Origin of the sequence: Actinomadura monticuli (assembly GCF_041463655.1) — a bacterium.
GTDB classification, from domain to species: Bacteria; Actinomycetota; Actinomycetes; order Streptosporangiales; family Streptosporangiaceae; genus Spirillospora; species Spirillospora monticuli.
Genome location: NZ_JAXCEI010000024.1, coordinates 79,122 through 94,849, shown reverse-complemented (window position 1 = coordinate 94,849; position 15,728 = coordinate 79,122). Strand labels below are relative to the sequence as shown.

Sequence of the window (15,728 nt, the reverse complement as noted above, 5' to 3'; positions counted from 1 at the left end):
GTAGACAGCCACCTGCAGCCGCATACGACGAACTCGGCGTACGTCGCCCCTACAAGTGAACGACCAGCTCAAACGCCTTCTTCAAGCGTGCGAATAGCTCATCAGATGCTATTCGTCCCCTTAGCGCAGCACCGAGATGTGCACGTGGTCGTAGTGGTTCTGGGTGAGGCTGCCGCGGTCCTCCATCGGCCGCCACCCGCCGCCGCGCACGTTCCAGATGTGCTGCTTCCAGATGACGTAGGAGATGCCGAGCCGCCGGGCGTTCGCGACCGCGTACCGGGCGACCTGGTCGCCGTGCCGCTGCGCCCCGGCGCTCGGCATCCGCCCGCCGGTGCTCTCCATGAAGTCGCAGGCGCGGCCGTCGCCGTGGTCCTGCGGATCGCCGGTGGAGCGGTAGCAGCCGATCACGGGGAACGGGCCGAACAGGCCGGCGATCTCCAGCAGGACGGTCCGCATCGTGGGCGTCATCCGGTTGCCGGTGATGGGGGTCCGGTCGCCCGACGCCCCGTCCGGCCGTCCGGTGAGCTGCGGGCGGCCCTTCTGCTTCGCCGGTGAGGCCGGGGTGCGGGACCGCGTCAGGGTCGCCACCTTCGTCCCGCGGGGGAGGATCTTCTTCAGCGCCTTGACGACCTTCCCGACGTCGGCCTTCGGGGCGCTGATGACGAGCGCGTTCCCGGTCGGCAGCCCGAGCGCGCGCGCCTGCTCGCGGGACACGACGGCGTCGATGTCGCCGATGCCCATCGAGGCGTAGGCGCCGACGCGCACCTGCCCGGGCGCGGAGCTGCGGCCCGCCGTGACGACCGCGCCGAGCGGCAGCGCCCCGTCGCGGCCCTGCTCGAAGGAGACGGCGATCCCGCCGGACGCGATCGTCCGCCACAGCTGGTCGGACTCGGCGGTCGCCTCCGGGACGAACGCCCGGAACGTCGACGGGTCGACGCCGAGCAGCCCCATCCGGCGCCCGCCGACGCCGGCGCGGGCGGCGTCCACGACGGTGAGGCCGGCGACGCCCTTGATCCGCCGCGCCCTCTCGACGGCCTGCGGCGGCAGCGAGGACGCCCCGGCGACGAGCAGGTCCGGTCGGTGGCGGCGGGTCAGCGGCGCGACGGCGGGCGCCTGCGGCGCGGCGTTCCGGTCCACCGACACGAGGTCCCCGGCGGGCCGGTCGTCCTCGCCGCCCGCCCGGGAGACGAGCACGGCGACGTCGGCCGCCAGCGTGAGGACGATCGCCGCCCCGATGAACGCGGAAAGAGCCCCGCCGCTCCGTCGCATCCGACCCCGATCCCTCGCCGTCCCTGGCCGCATCGTAGGGGAGCGCGCCGCCGCGCGGTATCCGCGGCCCGCCCCTGCGTGCGGTGTCGGCGGCCGACCGGGAATCCGAGGAGCACGGGCCCGCGCGTGACCACGTATTGGATCAGCGGGTCAATCCCACCAGAACGACCAGTGGGTCTTGCCGCGGATCTCCTCCGCGTACCCGGCGAGGGTGCCCGGACCCTGGAAGAGGATGTCAGGGCAGAACGCCCAGTGCTCGGCCGCGACATGGACGGCGTGCCGTGTGCTGACCGGAGGTGCGGCGACGCTCAGCTCCAGCGTGTTGAAGCCGAGCCCGACGACGCGCGCGCCGAACCGGTCCTCCCAGCTGCGCAGGACGGCGGACAGCGGCGCCGTCCACTCGTTGTGGTTGAGCGCGCCCTGCCAGCCGGCGGCGGAGAGCGCGTCGGCGCCCCGCTCCACCGGGATCAGGCCGAGCGACACGCCGCGGCCGGCGAGGACGCGCGCGTACCGGTCGGCCACGGCGTCCGGGTCGTCGAGCGGCACGCCGGCCGGGGCGGGGCCGGGGCAGTGCCGGCCGTAGGGGGCGAGGTCGTCCAGGTCGCCGTCCGCGGCCTGGTCGGCGAAGTCGGCCCACACCTCGTACATGAACGCGTGGGGGTGGTAGTTGCCGATCTCGCTCACCGGCTCGGGCGCGATCTGCCCGGCCGCCCAGGGCTGGTCGCTCTCGTCCATCAGCAGCGGCCAGAGGCCCGAGCGGGGGTGCTCGGCGCGCAGCGCCGCCCACAGGTCGCCGCGGACGGGGTCGTCGCTCAGCCAGAACGCGGGCCGCAGGAGCGGCCGCCGCTGCGGGTAGCCGGGATCGGGCCAGACGAGATCCCCGTCGGGCAGCGGTACCGACAGCGTCCGCGCGGCGGCGTCGTCCCCGACGCCGTCGCCGAACAGCTGCGGCAGGTCGCCCGGCAGGTGCCGGACCTCCACATCATCCATTTCACGCCGTTCCGGTACAGAGCATGCCAGTGGCGATCGTAACGGCGGCGGGCCGCGTGCGCTTCGGGTCCGTCCCTTACGGTGGTGCGGGGTGCCGTGGGAAGCGCGCCGAAGGCGGCGCGCGACGGCCCCGATGGGGAAGGGACGACGCTCGAAGTGGACAGCCGTGCTCGCCCGCGTGAACTCGTGAGGATGCGCCGCGCGGTCCGCGCCCTCCTCCTGGACGGCGACGCGCTCGTCCTGCTCCGCCGGACCCGCCCGGGCCGCCCCGTCTACTGGACGACCCCCGGCGGCAAGATCGAGCCCGCCGACGCGTCCCCCGAGGCCGCCCTGCGCCGCGAACTGGACGAGGAGCTCGGCGCGACCGCCGGGCCCGTCCGCCAGGTCTTCGCCTGCGCCGAGCAGCACCCGGACCTGCACCGCCTCAACACCTTCTACGTGTGCCGGCTGCTCACGATGGACCTGTCCCGCCGGCACGGTCCCGAGTTCGACGACCCGTCGAGGGGCCGCTACGACGTGGACCTCGTCCCGTGCGCGCCCGCGGACCTGGCGGCCATCGACCTGATCCCCGAGACCCTCGCCGCCTATCTGCAGGACCACGCCGCCGAGCTCCCCGGCCTCGTCCCGTAGGGCGCGCCGCTCCCGTCAGGAACCGGCCGCGCCGATCCCGTCGAGGAGGTGGTCCAGCCCCTGGGCGAAGGCGGCGTCCCAGTCGCCGGCGTCCAGATGGCCGTGCTCGGCCAGGGCCGGGTACAGATCGCGGCTGCGGGCGAGGTGCCCCGCCGCGGCGCTCCCCGCGTGGCTCTCCGCGCCGACCTGCATGAGCGCCGATCCGATGACGTAGTTCGCCACCGCGTACGCGGCGGCGGCCAGCCGCGTACCGGCCAGGCCGGTCGAGGCGAGCGTCGCGTAGAGGAAGTCGGTCCGGGCCAGCACGTTGGGGCCGAGCAGCGGACGCCCGCCCAGGACCGCGGCCGACCACGGATGGTCGAGCATCGCGCGCCGCCAGCCCGACATCAGGTCGATCACGTCGGCGCGCCAGCCCGCGCCGCCCTCGGGCACCGCGACGTCGCCGAAGACGGCGTCGAGCGCGAGCTCCAGGACGTCGTCCTTGGTCTCGACGTGCCAGTACAGGGTCGTGGACCCGGTGCCGAGGCGCTCGGCGAGCCTGCGCATGGTCAGCCGTCCCACGCCCTCGTCGTCCAGCAGGGCCACCGCCTCGCCGACGATGCGCTCCCGCGTCAGGGGCGGCGCCCCCCGCCGGGGACGGTCGTCGCGCAGCCACACGCTCTCGGTCACGGACCTCAGGCTAGTACATTGAGCCAGTGCTGGATCAATGGTCCGGATAATCGAACACTGTACGAGGAGACGTGATGGGACACATCGAGGTGAGCCGGCTGACCTACGCCCTCCCGGACGGCCGCATCCTGCTGGACGACGTCTCCTTCCGCGTCGGGGAGGGGACGAAGGCGGCGCTCGTCGGGCCGAACGGCGCGGGCAAGACCACGCTCCTGCGACTCGTCGCGGGCGACGTCCGAGCGGCGGACGGGGTCGTGACGAGCACGGGCGGCCTGGGCGTGATGCGCCAGTTCATCGGTTCCGTCCGGGACGGCCGAACCGTCCACGCCCTCCTGCTGTCGGTGGCGCCCGGACGCGTGCGGGAGGCGGCCGCACGGCTGGCCCGCGCCGAGCGTGACCTGGACGACGGCGAACGCAGCCAACTGGCCTACGCCGACGCCATCACCGACTACACCGACGCGGGCGGCTACGACATCGAGGTCGTGTGGGACACCTGCACGACCGCCGCGCTCGGCCTGCCCTTCGACGAGGTGAAGGACCGCGGGGTGACCACGCTGTCCGGCGGCGAGCAGAAGCGCCTCGTCCTGGAGGCGCTCCTGCGCGGCCCGGACGAGGTCCTGCTCCTGGACGAGCCGGACAACTACCTGGACGTGCCCGGCAAGGAGTGGCTGGCGGGCAGGCTGCGGGCCACGAGCAAGACCGTCCTGCTGGTCTCGCACGACCGGCAGTTGCTCGCGGACGCCGCCGACCGCGTCATCACGGTGGAGTCGCGCGACGTCTGGGTCCACGGCGGCGGTTTCGCCGGCTACGCCGCGGCCCGCCGCGAGCGCACCGAACGCCTCCACGAACTGCGGCGCCGCTGGGACGAGGAACACGCGCGCCTGAGGCGGCTCGTCCACCTCCTCCGCCAGCGCGCCGCCGGGAACGACGCGGTCGCCTCGTCCTACCAGGCCGCCCGGACCCGCCTGCGTCGCTTCGAGGACGCCGGCCCGCCCCGGAGCGCGCCGAAGGATCAGAACGTGCGCATGCGCCTGCGCGGCGGCCGCACGGGCAAGCGCGCCGTCATCTGCGAGTCCCTCGAACTGACCGGCCTGACCGACCCCTTCGACACCGAGGTCCGGTACGGCGAACGCGTCGCGGTGCTCGGCTCCAACGGATCGGGGAAATCGACGTTCCTGCGCCTTCTCGCCGGCCGGGACGTCGCGCACGGCGGCGCCTTCCGCCTGGGCGCACGCGTCGTCCCCGGCCTCTTCGTCCAGACCCACGCACGCCCCGACCTGCAGGGCCGCACGCCCGCGGAGATCGTCATGTCGGGCAACGCCCTGAGCCGGAACGACGCCATGGCCGCGCTCGCCCGGTACGAACTGGCCCCCGCGGGGTCCCTGCCCTTCGAGACGCTGTCCGGCGGCCAGCAGGCCCGCCTGCAGATCCTGCTGCTGGAGCTGTCGGGCGCGACGCTTCTCCTCCTCGACGAACCGACGGACAACCTCGACCTGGCCGGCGCCGAGGCCCTGCAGGAGGGGCTGGCGTCCTACGCGGGCACGGTCCTGGCCGTGACCCACGACCGCTGGTTCGCCGCCGACTTCGACCGCTACCTGATCTTCGCCTCGTCCGGCCGCGTCCAGGAGTCCCCCGAACCCTCCTGGACCGACCCGCAGTGATGGTGCGGCGGACGCCGCGCAGTTGACCCTCGAATCCGGGCAGTAGGCGGCGACCGCCCCAGCGCGATCGTCTGCGCGGCGTCGGCGGCCTTCCGGCCGGCGACATCCGGTGAGCCGCCGCCGAGCCCGGACGCAGGAGACCGTCACAGGATCGGGTTGAAGCTCCCCTCGGGGGAGGTGCGAGGGTTCAGGCATGGACGGTGACTACTCGATCGGCGAGTTGGCACGGCTCGGGGGAGTCACGGTGAAGGCGGTGCGCTTCTACTCGGAGCGCGGGCTGGTGCCGGAGTCCGGCCGGAGCGCGGCAGGGCATCGGCGGTACGGGCCCGAAGCCGTGGTGCGCCTCGGACTGGTGCGGACGCTGCGCGAACTCGGTATCGACCTGGCCACCATCGAGAAGATCCTGGACCGCCGAGTGCCGGCCGCCGAGGCCGCCGCGGCCCACGCCGAGGCGGTGGCCGTGCAGATGCGGGTTCTGCGACTGCGCTACGCGGTGCTATCGGCCGCGGCCAGGCGCGGCTCCACACCCGAGGAGATGGACTTGATGCACCGACTGGCCCGACTGTCCGCCGCTGAACGCGACGCTCTCGTCGACGACTTCCTGAACAGCGCCTTCGGGGAGCGCGACACGGGCCCGCTTTCACGCGTCCTGCACCGATCCATGGCGCCTGAGCTGCCCGACGACCCCACGTCCGAGCAGTTGGAGGCATGGGTGGAACTGGCCGGACTCGCCGAGGACCCGGAGTTCCGGTCACTGATGCGCGGCCTGTTCACCGGCCACCCCGGAACGGAAGCGGCTCCACCGCGCAAGCACATCGTCGCGCTGGTCGCGGAGGCCGTGGCCCCACTGCTGGCCGCCGACGTCACGACCGATTCAGCGGAGGCGGCGCAGGCCGTCGCACAGATCACCGCCGCCTACGCCGCCGTCCAGGGAAAGCCCGATGACGCGGCCACGCGCGAAAGCCTCGCCGCCTACCTGACCGCCGCCACCGATCCGCGCCGCGAGCGATACTCGGAGCTGCTCTCGATCATCAACGGCTGGGACCCACCCGACTATCCCGGCAAGGAACTCGACTGGTTCCTCACAGCGATGGCCCGGACCGAGCGATAGCCCCGAGCCGCCGCGCATCGTGATCACCATTCTGGGCCACTGTCGATAGCGTGCCGGGGTGCCTCAGACCTGGGACGAAACGCAGCTGATCGCGGACGGATTCGAGCGCGTGCACGTCGAGCTGGACTGGTACGACGGCCCGCGCGCCGGTGTCGCCGATATCGACGGCGAGCCCCACTACTTCCAGGGCCACCACTACGAGCGCGAGCACGAAGCCGACGTGTACGCGGTCTGGCCTCTGAGCAGCGAGGCGCTGGAGTACGAGCGCGAGCAGTGGGAGATCTACGTCAGGTGGAACGAACGCTGTCAGGCGGGCGAGGTGGGGCCGGAGACCCATCCCGGCCATGGAGGCGACGCCCGCTACAACGAGTTGGACGCCCTACTCGCACCGCACCGGCGAGCGCCGGACGGCGCGCGGCGAATGAAGCGCGAACTGCGTTTCGCTGCCAGAGACCCCGACGAGGTCGAGTCCCTCAACTACTGGTTCCGATGGCGTCCGAACACCTGAAGACGCCCTTTCCCTGGTCGCGGATCGCGCGGCGTCTGCGTGTGGTTCGAGGTGGCGAGTGGATAGCAGAGTGGTGATAGCCGCCGGGTGAATCGGTATTTGCCCGGTCGTGCGGGGCGGGAGGAAGGTGGGAGCGTGAGCGATCTGGAGGGCTGGCCGGGGAGCGGGCTCAGCGACGAGGAACTGGACGTCGCCTACAACGTGCGGCGGAAGGCCGGGCCGGAACTCTTCGAGCGGCACATGGCCCGGTACCGGGAGATGTCGGAGCAGGCCGTGGACGGGCTGCCCGGCCACCCGGGGATCGCCTATGACGAGGCGAGCGGCGAGCGGCTCGACGTGTGGGGCGTCGGCGACGGGCTTCGGCCCGTGTTCGTCTTCCTGCACGGCGGCTACTGGATGGCTCTCTCACGGGACGTGTCCTCCTTCATGGCGCGGGCCCTGGACGAGCAGGGCGTCGCGACCGTGGTGCCCGACTACACGCTTGCGCCGGAGGCGTCGCTGGAGGAGATCGTCCGGCAGGCGCGGGCCGCTGTGGCGTGGGTGTACCGGCACGGACGCGAACACGGGCTCGATCCCGAGCGGATCGTGGTGGGCGGCAGTTCGGCGGGCGGGCATCTGACCGCGATGACGATGGTCGGCGGCTGGCAGGACGACGTCGGGCTCCCGCAGGACGTCGTCAAGGCCGCGATGCCGTTCAGCGGGCTGTTCGACATCCGGCCGATCACACGTATCTACGTCAACCGGTACGTGAAGCTCGATCTGGAGCGGGCGGCGGCGCTGAGCCCGGCCCTGCTGGACGCCGGCCATCGGTGCCCCGCGGTCTTCGTGGCCGGGGAGGACGACGGCGACGGGTTCCTGGAGCAGTCGAGGCTGTTCCAGCCGCGGTGGGGCGCCGGTGAACTGATGATCGTGCCCGGCCGCGACCACTTCGACGTCGTCCTCGATCTCGCCGACCCGGAGTCGCGGGTGAGCGCGGAGCTGATGCGCCTGATCAGGCGGTGAGCGCGGCCGCCTCGCGTTCGAGGTGGTCGAGCATCAGCCGGGCCGACGGCGTCGGGGTGCGGTTCGCGGGCAGCGTCACGCCGACCTGGCGGCGGACGGTCTCCAGCGGGACGGGCAGCGGCGCCATGTCGGCGTCGGTGCGGGCCACCAGTTCCGGAAGCGCGGCGATCATGTCGGTGTCGCGGACGAGGGTCCGGACGGTCAGGACGGACGTGCACTCGACCAGGTCGCCCGGGAGCGTCAGCCCCGCGGCGCGGAAGACCTGCTCCAGCTCGGTGCGCAGGGCCGTCTGCTCCAGAGGGAGCACCCACGGGTAGGCCAGGAGGTCGGCCAGCGCGAGGCCGGGCATGGTCCGGGCCGGGTGACCGTGGCGGGCGACCAGGAGCACCGGTTCGCCGTAGAGGGTGATCTGGCGGAGGCCGCGCAGGTCGCCGATCGGGTTGAGGCGGCCGAGGATCAGGTCGATCTCGCCGTCCAGCAGGCGGGGCACCTGGGCGTCGAAGGTCGCCTCCTGGACGATGACCGTGATGCCCGGCCGGTCCCTCTTGAGCGCGGCGATGGCGCGGGGGAGCAGGACGTTCGAGCCCGCCAGGAGGGTGCCGATCGTGACCGTGCCGACCTCGCCGTCCGCCAGGCCGCTGATGCGCTCGCCGGCGCGGCGCAGTTCGGCCAGGACGGCGCGCGCGTGCTCGACGAACGCGTCCCCGAACAGCGTCGGCGTCACGCCGCGCGGGCCTCGGGTGAACAGCTCGACGCCGAGGACGCCCTCCACTTCGCGCAGGCTCCGGGTGACGGCGGGCTGCGCCAGGTGCAGGTGCTCGGCGGCCCGCAGGACGCTGCCGCGGTCGGCGATGGCGACGACGAGCACCAGGTGCCGGAGCTTCAGCCGTCCGTTGAGCAGGTCGATGGCGCGCATACCGCCTTATTATCACGGCTTTGTGATAGCTCCCCGGTCGATTGGTATTTGTCAGGCATAGCTCGTGGGCGGAGGATCGAGCATGTCGAGCCGAGCGGGAGGAACGGATGAAGGCTGAGCACTACGTCGGCGGCGTCTTCCGGGCGGACGGCCGGACGTTCCCGCTCATCGACCCCGTCGACGGCTCCGAGCTGGGCACCGTCCCCGAGGCCGCGCCGGAGGTCGTCGACGACGCCGTCACGGCGGCGCGGGCCGCGCTGAAGGGCGAGTGGGGCGCGCTCGGCGACGAGGACCGGGCCGCCGCGCTGCGGCGCGTCGCCGACGGGATCGAGGCCCGCTTCGAGGAGTTCGTCGCGGCCGAGGTCGCCGACACCGGCAGGCCCCGGGCGTTCGCCGAGACCGTCGACGTCCCGCGCGCGGTGGGCAACTTCCGCGCCTACGCCGACCTGCTGTACGGGCGCCCCGAACGGTCCTACACGACGCGGATCCCGGGGTGGAGCGCCGGGACGGGCCAGGCGCTCAACTACACGGTGCGCCGCCCGCTCGGCGTCGTCGCGATCATCTCGCCGTGGAACCTGCCGCTGCTGCTGTCCACCTGGAAGATCGCCCCGGCGCTCGCGTGCGGCAACGCGGTCGTCCTCAAGCCGTCGGAGGAGACGCCGTCCAGCGCGACGCTCCTCGCGCGGGTCGTCCACGACGCGGGCCTGCCCGGCGGCGCGTTCAACGTGGTGCACGGGCACGGCGCGGGCGCGGCGGGGGAGTTCCTCACCGGGCACGAGGGCGTGGACGCGATCGCGTTCACCGGCGAGTCCGCCACCGGCGCCGCGATCATGCGCAACGCCGCCGACCACGTCACGCCCGTCTCGTTCGAGCTGGGCGGCAAGAACCCGGCGCTGGTGTTCGCCGACGCCGACCTCGACGCCGCCGTGGACGGGACGGTCCGCTCCACCTTCACCCACTCCGGCCAGATCTGCCTCTGCACCGAGCGCGTCTACGTCGAGCGGCCCGTCTTCGAGGAGTTCGCCGAGAGGCTCGCCGCGCGGGCCGCGGACCTCCACGGCTACGGCCCGATGATCTCGGCCGAGCACCGCGACAAGGTCCTGTCGTACTACCGGCTGGCCGCGGAGGAGGGCGCGACGGTCCTGGCCGGCGGCGGCGCCCCGGCCTTCGGCGACGAGCGCGACGGCGGCTTCCACGTCGAGCCGACCGTCCTCACCGGCCTCCCCGAGACGGCCCGCACGGTCAGGGAGGAGATCTTCGGCCCGGTCTGCCACGTCGCGCCCTTCGACACCGAGGAGCAGGCCGTCGGACTCGCCAACGACAGCCCCTACGGCCTCGCCTCCACGGTCTGGACGCGCGACCTGTCGCGCGCGCACCGGGTGGCGCCCCGCGTCGAGACGGGCATCGTCTGGGTGAACTGCTGGAACCTGCGCGACCTGCGCACCCCGTTCGGCGGTGTCAAGGCGTCCGGAATCGGGAGGGAAGGGGGAGAGTACTCCTTGGACTTCTTCTCCGAACCCGTCAACGTCTGCATCCAGATCTGAGGGCGAACCCAGTGACAACGAACATCGACGCCGCGGCCGAGCGGCTCCTCGGCGCCTACGCGGACGGCACGCCGTGCGCGCCCGTCCGCGACCTGATCACGACGGCGGACGACGCCTACGCCGTCCAGGACAGGGTCACCGAGCGGTGGCTGGGCGAGGGCCGCCGCCTCGCCGGACGCAAGATCGGCCTGACGTCCCGCGCCGTCCAGCGGCAGATCGGCGTGGACAGCCCCGACTTCGGGATGCTGTTCGCCGACATGGCCGTCCCGGACGGCGAGGAGATCCCCGCCGGCGCCGTCCTGCAGCCGCGCGCCGAGGCGGAGGTCGCGCTCGTGCTGGAGCACGATCTCACCCATGAGCGGCACACCGTCGCCGACGTCATCCGCGCGACCGCGTTCGCGCTGCCCGCCATCGAGGTCGTCGGCAGCCGCGTCCGCGACTGGGACATCACGCTGGCCGACACCGTCGCCGACAACGCCTCGTCCGGCATGTACGCGCTGGGCAACCGGCCGGTCCTCCTGAAGGACGTCGACCTGCGCCTGTGCGGGATGGTGATGGAGCGGCGCGGCGAGCAGGTCTCCACCGGGAACGGTGCCGCCTGCCTCGGCCATCCGCTGAACGCGGCGCTGTGGCTCGCCGACACGCTGGTCCGCGTCGGCCGCCCGCTGCGCGCGGGCGACACCGTGCTGACCGGCTCGCTCGGCCCGGTCGTGCCGGCCGCGCCCGGCGAGGTGTTCGAGGCGCGCATCGACGGCCTCGGCGACGTCCGCGTCGCCTTCGGCCGTGACGAGCCGAGTGGTGACGAGCGGAGCCGTGGCGGGGAGGACTCCTGATGGTGGACGTGCACGCGCTGGCGGCGACGCTGGACGAGGCCGCGCGCGAGGTGAAGGCGATCCCGAAGCTGACCGAGCGGACGCCGTTCGACGTGCCCGCCGCCTACGCGGTGCAGCGGGTCGGCGTCGAGCGGCGCCGCCGCCGGGGCGAGCGCCTCGCCGGTGTCAAGATGGGGTTCACCAGCCGCGCCAAGATGCTCCAGATGGGCGTGGACGACCTCATCTGGGGCCTGCTCACCGACGGGATGCTCGCGGAGTCGTCGGTGGACGTGTCCCGCCTCATCCACCCGCGCGTCGAGCCCGAGATCGCGTACCTGATCGGACGCGAGGTCCGCTCGCCCGCCGAGGTCGAGACGGCCGTCGCGGGCGTCGCCGTCGGGTTCGAGGTGCTCGACTCCCGCTACCGGGACTTCGACTTCACCCTTCCCGACGTCATCGCCGACAACGCGTCGGCGGCCCGCTTCGGGTTCGGCTCCTGGCACGCCCCCCGCGACCTGTCGAACGTGGGGCTGCTGATGGAGATCGACGGGCGGCCCGTGCAGGCGGGCTCGTCCGCCGCGATCCTCGGCGACCCGGCGCGGTCGCTGCGGGCGGCGGCGCGGCTCGCGCTCGGCGCCGGGATGACCCTCGAACCCGGCTGGATCGTCCTCGCCGGCGCCGCGACCGCCGCCGTCCCGCTGCCGAAGGACGCGCACGTCCGCGTCACCGGCGCCGGCCTCGGCAGCGTGGAGGTGACGACGTGACGGGCGACGCGTTCCTCGTCGACGGCAAGGCCAGGCCGCGCGGACGGTTCCCGCACGTGAAACGGGCCGGCGACCTCGTGTTCGTGTCCGGGACGAGCTCGCGCCGCCCGGACGGGACGTTCGCCGGGGCGAGCGCCGACGCGCTGGGCGTCACCGACCTCGACATCCGGGCGCAGACCCGCGCCGTCATCGAGAACGTCCGCGACCTCCTCGCCGCAGCGGGCGGCGGCCTGCGCGACGTCGTCAACGTCACCGCCTACCTGGTGAGCATGAACGACTTCGGCGGCTACAACGAGGTCTACGGCGAGTACTTCGACGAGAGCGGACCGGCCCGCACGACCGTCGCCGTCCACCAGCTCCCGCACCCGCACCTGCTCATCGAGATCTCGTGCGTCGCCCACATTCCCCGTACAGGCAAGGAGGCCGGGGCATGACCCTTCCGCAGCTGTCCTTCGGAGCGCCGTTCAACTTCCAGTCCTGGATCGACGACCACCGCGACCTGCTGAAGCCGCCCGTCGGCAACGTCCAGGTGTTCGACGACGCCGGGCTGATCGTCATGGTGGTCGGCGGCCCCAACCAGCGCACCGACTTCCACGACGACCCGACCGAGGAGTTCTTCTACCAGCTCAAGGGCAACATGGTGCTGCGCGTCATGGAGGAGGAGGGACGCCCGCCGACCGACGTGCAGATCAACGAGGGCGACGTCTTCCTGCTGCCGCCGCACGTCCGGCACTCGCCGCAGCGGCCCGAGGCCGGCTCCATCGGGCTCGTCGTGGAGATCCCGCGGCCGGAGGGGCTCCAGGAGGCGTTCGAGTGGTACTGCCCCGAATGCCACCACCTCGTCCACCGCGCCGAGCTCCAGGTCCGCTCGATCGTGGCCGACCTGCCGCCGGTCTTCGAGAGCTTCTACGGCGGTGACCGCGAGTGCCCGAACTGCGGGGCGGTCCACCCGGGCAGGCAGTGGCCGCGGACCATGACTCCGACCACCGCGCCCCGGGCCTGACGGAGGTTCCGTGATTGTCATCGACGTCCACGCCCACGTCTTCCCGCGGATCAGCCGCGCCGAGGGCCGGGTGCTCGCCGACGAGGGGCAGCCGTGGCTGCGCGTCGACGGCGGCGGCACCGGCATGATGATGTGCGGCGGCGACGAGTACCGGCCGGTCGGCGAGGCGCTCTGGGACCCCGCGTGCCGCGTCGCCGACATGGACGCGGCGGGCGTGGACGTCCAGGCCGTCTCGTCAACCCCGCTGATGTTCGGGTACGCCGCCGAGCCGTCGCGCGCCGCGGACTGGTGCGACCTCGTCAACGACCGCATCCTCGCCCTCTGCGCGCAGGCGCCCGACCGGCTGCTGCCGCTCTGCCAGGTCCCGCTCCAGGACCCGGAGCTCGCCTGCGAGGTCGCGACGCGCGCGCTCGCCGCCGGGCACCGCGGCGTGCACATCGGCAACCACGTCGGCGACCGCAACCTCGACGACGACGGCATCACCGCGTTCCTCGCGCACTGCGCCGGGCTGGGCCTGCCCGTCCTGGCCCACCCGTGGGACATGCTCGGCGCCGACCGGATGCGCGGCCACATGCTGCCGTGGCTGTCCGGGATGCCCGCCGAGACGCAGCTCAGCATCCTCGGGCTGATGCTGTCCGGCGCGTTCGAACGCCTCCCGGAGTCGCTGCGGCTCTGCTTCTGCCACGGCGGCGGCAGCTTCGCGTTCCTGCTCGGCCGGGCCGACAACGCCTGGCACCGCCGCGACATCGTCCGCGCCGACTCGCCGCGCCCGCCGTCGGAGTACACCGGCCGGTTCCACGTCGACTCCGCCGTGTTCGACCCGCGCGCCCTGCGGCTGCTTGTGGACGTGATGGGCCCCGAGCGCGTGATGCTCGGCACCGACTACCCGTTCCCGCTCGGCGAGATGGAGCCCGGCGCCACGATCCGGGCCTGCCCCGGGCTGGACGACGCCGACCGCGCCCGGCTGCTCGGCGGCAACGCGGAGGCGTTCTTCGCCCCCGCCCGCGACCTTGTGACCAGCGAGAACCCGTGACCACCGAAGGCCCGTGACCACCGAAGGCCCGTGAGCACCGAAGGAATGACCCAGTGAGCTTGGAAGACGAGGCGCGGCGGCTCGATGGAACCGATCCGCTGCCCACCCTGCGCGGCGAGTTCCTGATCCCGCCCGCGCCCGGCGGGAGGTACGAGGAGTCGGCGTACTTCGCCGGAAACTCCCTCGGCCTCCAGCCGCGCGCCGTGGCGGGGCGGCTCCGGGAGGAGCTGGACGACTGGGCGCGGCTCGCCGTCGAGGGGCACACGCGGGCCCGCCGCCCCTGGGTCGACTACCACGAGCGGCTGCGCGAGCCCGCGGCCCGGCTCGTCGGCGCCCGGCCGCACGAGGTCGTGGCGATGAACTCGCTCACCGTCAACCTGCACCTGATGATGGCGAGCTTCTACCGGCCCGCCGGGACCCGGACCCGCATCGTCATCGAGGACTCGGCGTTCCCGTCCGACTCCTACGCGGTCGCCAGCCAGGCCGTCCACCACGGGCTCGACCCCGCCGCGGCGGTCGTGCGGCTGAAGCCCCGGCCCGGCGAGGACAACCTGCGCACCGAGGACGTCCTCGGCTTCCTCGAACGCGAGGGCGACACGGTCGCGCTGGTCATGCTCGGCGGCGTCAACTACCTGACCGGCCAGCTCATGGACATGCCCGCGATCACCAAGGCGGGCCGCGCCGCCGGGGCCGTCGTCGGCTGGGACCTCGCGCACGCCGCCGGGAACGTCCCGCTGCGGCTGCACGACTGGGACGTCGACTTCGCCGCCTGGTGCACCTACAAGTACCTCAACTCGGGGCCGGGCGCCGTCGCGGGCTGCTTCGTGCACGAGCGGCACGTCCGGGACGCCTCCGTGCCGAAGCTGTCCGGCTGGTGGGGGACCGAGCCGTCCGTCCGGTTCCGGATGGACCCCGACATCGCGCCGCCCGCGTCCGCCGACGCCTGGCAGCTGTCCAACCCGCCCATCCTCGCGCTCGCGCCCGTGCTGGCGTCCCTGGAGATCTTCGACCGGGTCGGGATGGACGCGCTGCGCGCCAAGAGCGAGCGGCTCACCGGCTACCTGGCGTCCCGGCTCGCTCCCGTCGGCGGCGCGCAGGTCATCACCCCCGCCGACCCGGCGGCGCGCGGCACCCAGCTGTCGCTGCGGGTCGCGGACGCGGGCGGGCTGGTCCGCCGGCTCGCCGAGGCGCACGGAGTGCTCGCCGACGCCCGCGAACCCGACGTCGTCCGGCTCGCGCCCGTCCCGCTGTACTGCACGTTCCACGACTGCCACCGCGCCGCCGAGGCGATGGCAGATCTTGTTTAGGAGTGTCGGTGCATAAGTCGGGCCGGTATCGGGTAGGTTCGGACCCGTTGCACGATGGCGTCGGTCCACGCCGGCGTCGAGCAGTCTCGAAGCGTTTTTCCGGGTGACCGGCGGACGTGGGACGAGTCCGCTTGCAGCCCGGTCCGCCGCCCGGCGGGCCGGTGAGGTTACATCAGAAGGAAAAACAGCATGGCCGAAGGCACCGTGAAGTGGTTCAACGCCGAGAAGGGCTTCGGGTTCATCGCGCCTGACGGCGGCGGCCCGGACGTGTTCGTCCACTACTCCGCGATCACCACCAACGGGTACCGCAGCCTGGACGAGAACCAGCGCGTCGGGTTCGAGATCACCCAGGGCCAGAAGGGCCCGCAGGCCGAGGGCGTCTACCCGCTCTAAGGCACTGGTCTGACCTGCGTGAGGCCGGGGACGCCCGTCGTCCCCGGCCTTTCGCGTGCCCGGCGCCCGCCGGACCCTGGCGCGGCGCCTGCCCCGGCGGGCCGGGCACGGGCGCG

The 15,728-nt window shown here is 73.1% G+C and carries 17 protein-coding genes; 13 read left to right on the top strand and 4 right to left on the bottom strand.

Annotation, left to right across the window (positions count from 1 at the left end):
* Positions 1 to 120 precede the first annotated feature (120 nt).
* Positions 121 to 1,269 carry a VldE C-terminal domain-containing protein gene (locus SM611_RS34865; RefSeq protein WP_371954609.1) on the bottom strand — a complete coding sequence of 383 codons (1,149 nt, stop codon included), beginning with the start codon at positions 1,267 to 1,269 and terminating at the stop codon, positions 121 to 123.
* A 150-nt stretch (positions 1,270 to 1,419) separates the two neighbouring features.
* Positions 1,420 to 2,259 carry a DUF4253 domain-containing protein gene (locus tag SM611_RS34860; protein ID WP_371954608.1) on the bottom strand — a complete coding sequence of 280 codons (840 nt, stop codon included), beginning with the start codon at positions 2,257 to 2,259 and terminating at the stop codon, positions 1,420 to 1,422.
* Positions 2,260 to 2,451: 192 nt separating this feature from the next.
* Here SM611_RS34860 and SM611_RS34855 point away from each other — a divergent pair, with 192 nt between their 5' ends.
* Entirely contained in the window at positions 2,452 to 2,889 is a 438-nt protein-coding gene (locus SM611_RS34855; protein ID WP_371954607.1) for an NUDIX hydrolase, read from the top strand.
* A 15-nt stretch (positions 2,890 to 2,904) separates the two neighbouring features.
* Here the strand turns inward: SM611_RS34855 and SM611_RS34850 are convergent, their stop codons facing one another.
* Positions 2,905 to 3,558 carry a TetR/AcrR family transcriptional regulator gene (locus tag SM611_RS34850; RefSeq protein ID WP_371954606.1) on the bottom strand — a complete coding sequence of 218 codons (654 nt, stop codon included), beginning with the start codon at positions 3,556 to 3,558 and terminating at the stop codon, positions 2,905 to 2,907.
* Positions 3,559 to 3,632: 74 nt separating this feature from the next.
* Here SM611_RS34850 and SM611_RS34845 point away from each other — a divergent pair, with 74 nt between their 5' ends.
* From SM611_RS34845 to SM611_RS34830, 4 genes are all read left to right on the top strand, one after another.
* Entirely contained in the window at positions 3,633 to 5,219 is a 1,587-nt protein-coding gene (locus SM611_RS34845) for an ATP-binding cassette domain-containing protein (protein ID WP_371954605.1), read from the top strand.
* A gap of 193 nt (positions 5,220 to 5,412) precedes the next feature.
* Positions 5,413 to 6,330: a MerR family transcriptional regulator gene (locus tag SM611_RS34840; RefSeq protein WP_371954604.1), complete on the top strand. Its 918-nt coding sequence runs from the start codon at positions 5,413 to 5,415 to the stop codon at positions 6,328 to 6,330.
* Between the two features lie 58 nt (positions 6,331 to 6,388).
* On the top strand, positions 6,389 to 6,838 hold the full coding sequence (locus SM611_RS34835) for a hypothetical protein (RefSeq protein WP_371954603.1): 450 nt from the start codon (positions 6,389 to 6,391) through the stop codon (positions 6,836 to 6,838).
* 135 nt (positions 6,839 to 6,973) lie between these two features.
* Positions 6,974 to 7,840, top strand: coding sequence for an alpha/beta hydrolase (locus tag SM611_RS34830; protein ID WP_371954602.1), 867 nt, complete (start codon positions 6,974 to 6,976; stop codon positions 7,838 to 7,840).
* Here the strand turns inward: SM611_RS34830 and SM611_RS34825 are convergent.
* Complete coding sequence (locus tag SM611_RS34825; RefSeq protein WP_371954601.1) at positions 7,830 to 8,756, bottom strand: LysR substrate-binding domain-containing protein; 927 nt, start codon at positions 8,754 to 8,756, stop codon at positions 7,830 to 7,832. The genes SM611_RS34830 and SM611_RS34825 overlap by 11 nt on opposite strands.
* A gap of 107 nt (positions 8,757 to 8,863) precedes the next feature.
* On the opposite strand from SM611_RS34825, the gene SM611_RS34820 reads away from it, so the two are divergent.
* The 8 genes from SM611_RS34820 to SM611_RS34785 all read left to right on the top strand — a co-directional run bounded on the left by SM611_RS34820 (position 8,864) and on the right by SM611_RS34785 (position 15,612).
* The gene (locus tag SM611_RS34820) at positions 8,864 to 10,300 is read left to right on the top strand and encodes a 2-hydroxymuconic semialdehyde dehydrogenase (protein ID WP_371954600.1); all 1,437 of its coding nucleotides are present in this window, start codon (positions 8,864 to 8,866) and stop codon (positions 10,298 to 10,300) included.
* Positions 10,301 to 10,311: 11 nt separating this feature from the next.
* Complete coding sequence (locus tag SM611_RS34815; protein WP_371954599.1) at positions 10,312 to 11,133, top strand: 2-keto-4-pentenoate hydratase; 822 nt, start codon at positions 10,312 to 10,314, stop codon at positions 11,131 to 11,133.
* A complete protein-coding gene (locus SM611_RS34810; RefSeq protein WP_371954598.1) occupies positions 11,133 to 11,876 on the top strand; it encodes a 2-keto-4-pentenoate hydratase in 744 nt (247 codons plus the stop codon). Before SM611_RS34815 ends, SM611_RS34810 begins: the two co-directional genes overlap by 1 nt.
* Complete coding sequence (locus tag SM611_RS34805; protein ID WP_371954596.1) at positions 11,873 to 12,310, top strand: RidA family protein; 438 nt, start codon at positions 11,873 to 11,875, stop codon at positions 12,308 to 12,310. Before SM611_RS34810 ends, SM611_RS34805 begins: the two co-directional genes overlap by 4 nt.
* Positions 12,307 to 12,879 (top strand): 3-hydroxyanthranilate 3,4-dioxygenase, encoded by a 573-nt coding sequence (locus SM611_RS34800; protein ID WP_371954595.1) that lies wholly within the window; start codon positions 12,307 to 12,309, stop codon positions 12,877 to 12,879. Before SM611_RS34805 ends, SM611_RS34800 begins: the two co-directional genes overlap by 4 nt.
* Positions 12,880 to 12,889: 10 nt before the next feature.
* The gene (locus SM611_RS34795; protein ID WP_371954594.1) at positions 12,890 to 13,912 is read left to right on the top strand and encodes an amidohydrolase family protein; all 1,023 of its coding nucleotides are present in this window, start codon (positions 12,890 to 12,892) and stop codon (positions 13,910 to 13,912) included.
* 53 nt (positions 13,913 to 13,965) lie between these two features.
* Positions 13,966 to 15,219, top strand: coding sequence for a kynureninase (gene kynU, locus SM611_RS34790; RefSeq protein WP_371954592.1), 1,254 nt, complete (start codon positions 13,966 to 13,968; stop codon positions 15,217 to 15,219).
* A gap of 189 nt (positions 15,220 to 15,408) precedes the next feature.
* Positions 15,409 to 15,612 carry a cold-shock protein gene (locus SM611_RS34785; RefSeq protein WP_067639228.1) on the top strand — a complete coding sequence of 68 codons (204 nt, stop codon included), beginning with the start codon at positions 15,409 to 15,411 and terminating at the stop codon, positions 15,610 to 15,612.
* The last annotated feature ends 116 nt before the right edge of the window (positions 15,613 to 15,728 follow it).

Excerpts from the sequence above, each read along its gene's own strand:
- SM611_RS34865 (WP_371954609.1), bottom strand. The coding sequence starts at position 1,269 with ATGCGACGGAGCGGCGGGGCTCTTTCCGCGTTCATCGGGGCGGCGATC.
- SM611_RS34860 (WP_371954608.1), bottom strand. The coding sequence starts at position 2,259 with ATGGATGATGTGGAGGTCCGGCACCTGCCGGGCGACCTGCCGCAGCTG.
- SM611_RS34855 (WP_371954607.1), top strand. The coding sequence starts at position 2,452 with ATGCGCCGCGCGGTCCGCGCCCTCCTCCTGGACGGCGACGCGCTCGTC.
- SM611_RS34845 (WP_371954605.1), top strand. The coding sequence starts at position 3,633 with ATGGGACACATCGAGGTGAGCCGGCTGACCTACGCCCTCCCGGACGGC.
- SM611_RS34840 (WP_371954604.1), top strand. The coding sequence starts at position 5,413 with ATGGACGGTGACTACTCGATCGGCGAGTTGGCACGGCTCGGGGGAGTC.
- SM611_RS34825 (WP_371954601.1), bottom strand. The coding sequence starts at position 8,756 with ATGCGCGCCATCGACCTGCTCAACGGACGGCTGAAGCTCCGGCACCTG.
- SM611_RS34820 (WP_371954600.1), top strand. The coding sequence starts at position 8,864 with ATGAAGGCTGAGCACTACGTCGGCGGCGTCTTCCGGGCGGACGGCCGG.
- SM611_RS34810 (WP_371954598.1), top strand. The coding sequence starts at position 11,133 with ATGGTGGACGTGCACGCGCTGGCGGCGACGCTGGACGAGGCCGCGCGC.
- SM611_RS34800 (WP_371954595.1), top strand. The coding sequence starts at position 12,307 with ATGACCCTTCCGCAGCTGTCCTTCGGAGCGCCGTTCAACTTCCAGTCC.
- SM611_RS34785 (WP_067639228.1), top strand. The coding sequence starts at position 15,409 with ATGGCCGAAGGCACCGTGAAGTGGTTCAACGCCGAGAAGGGCTTCGGG.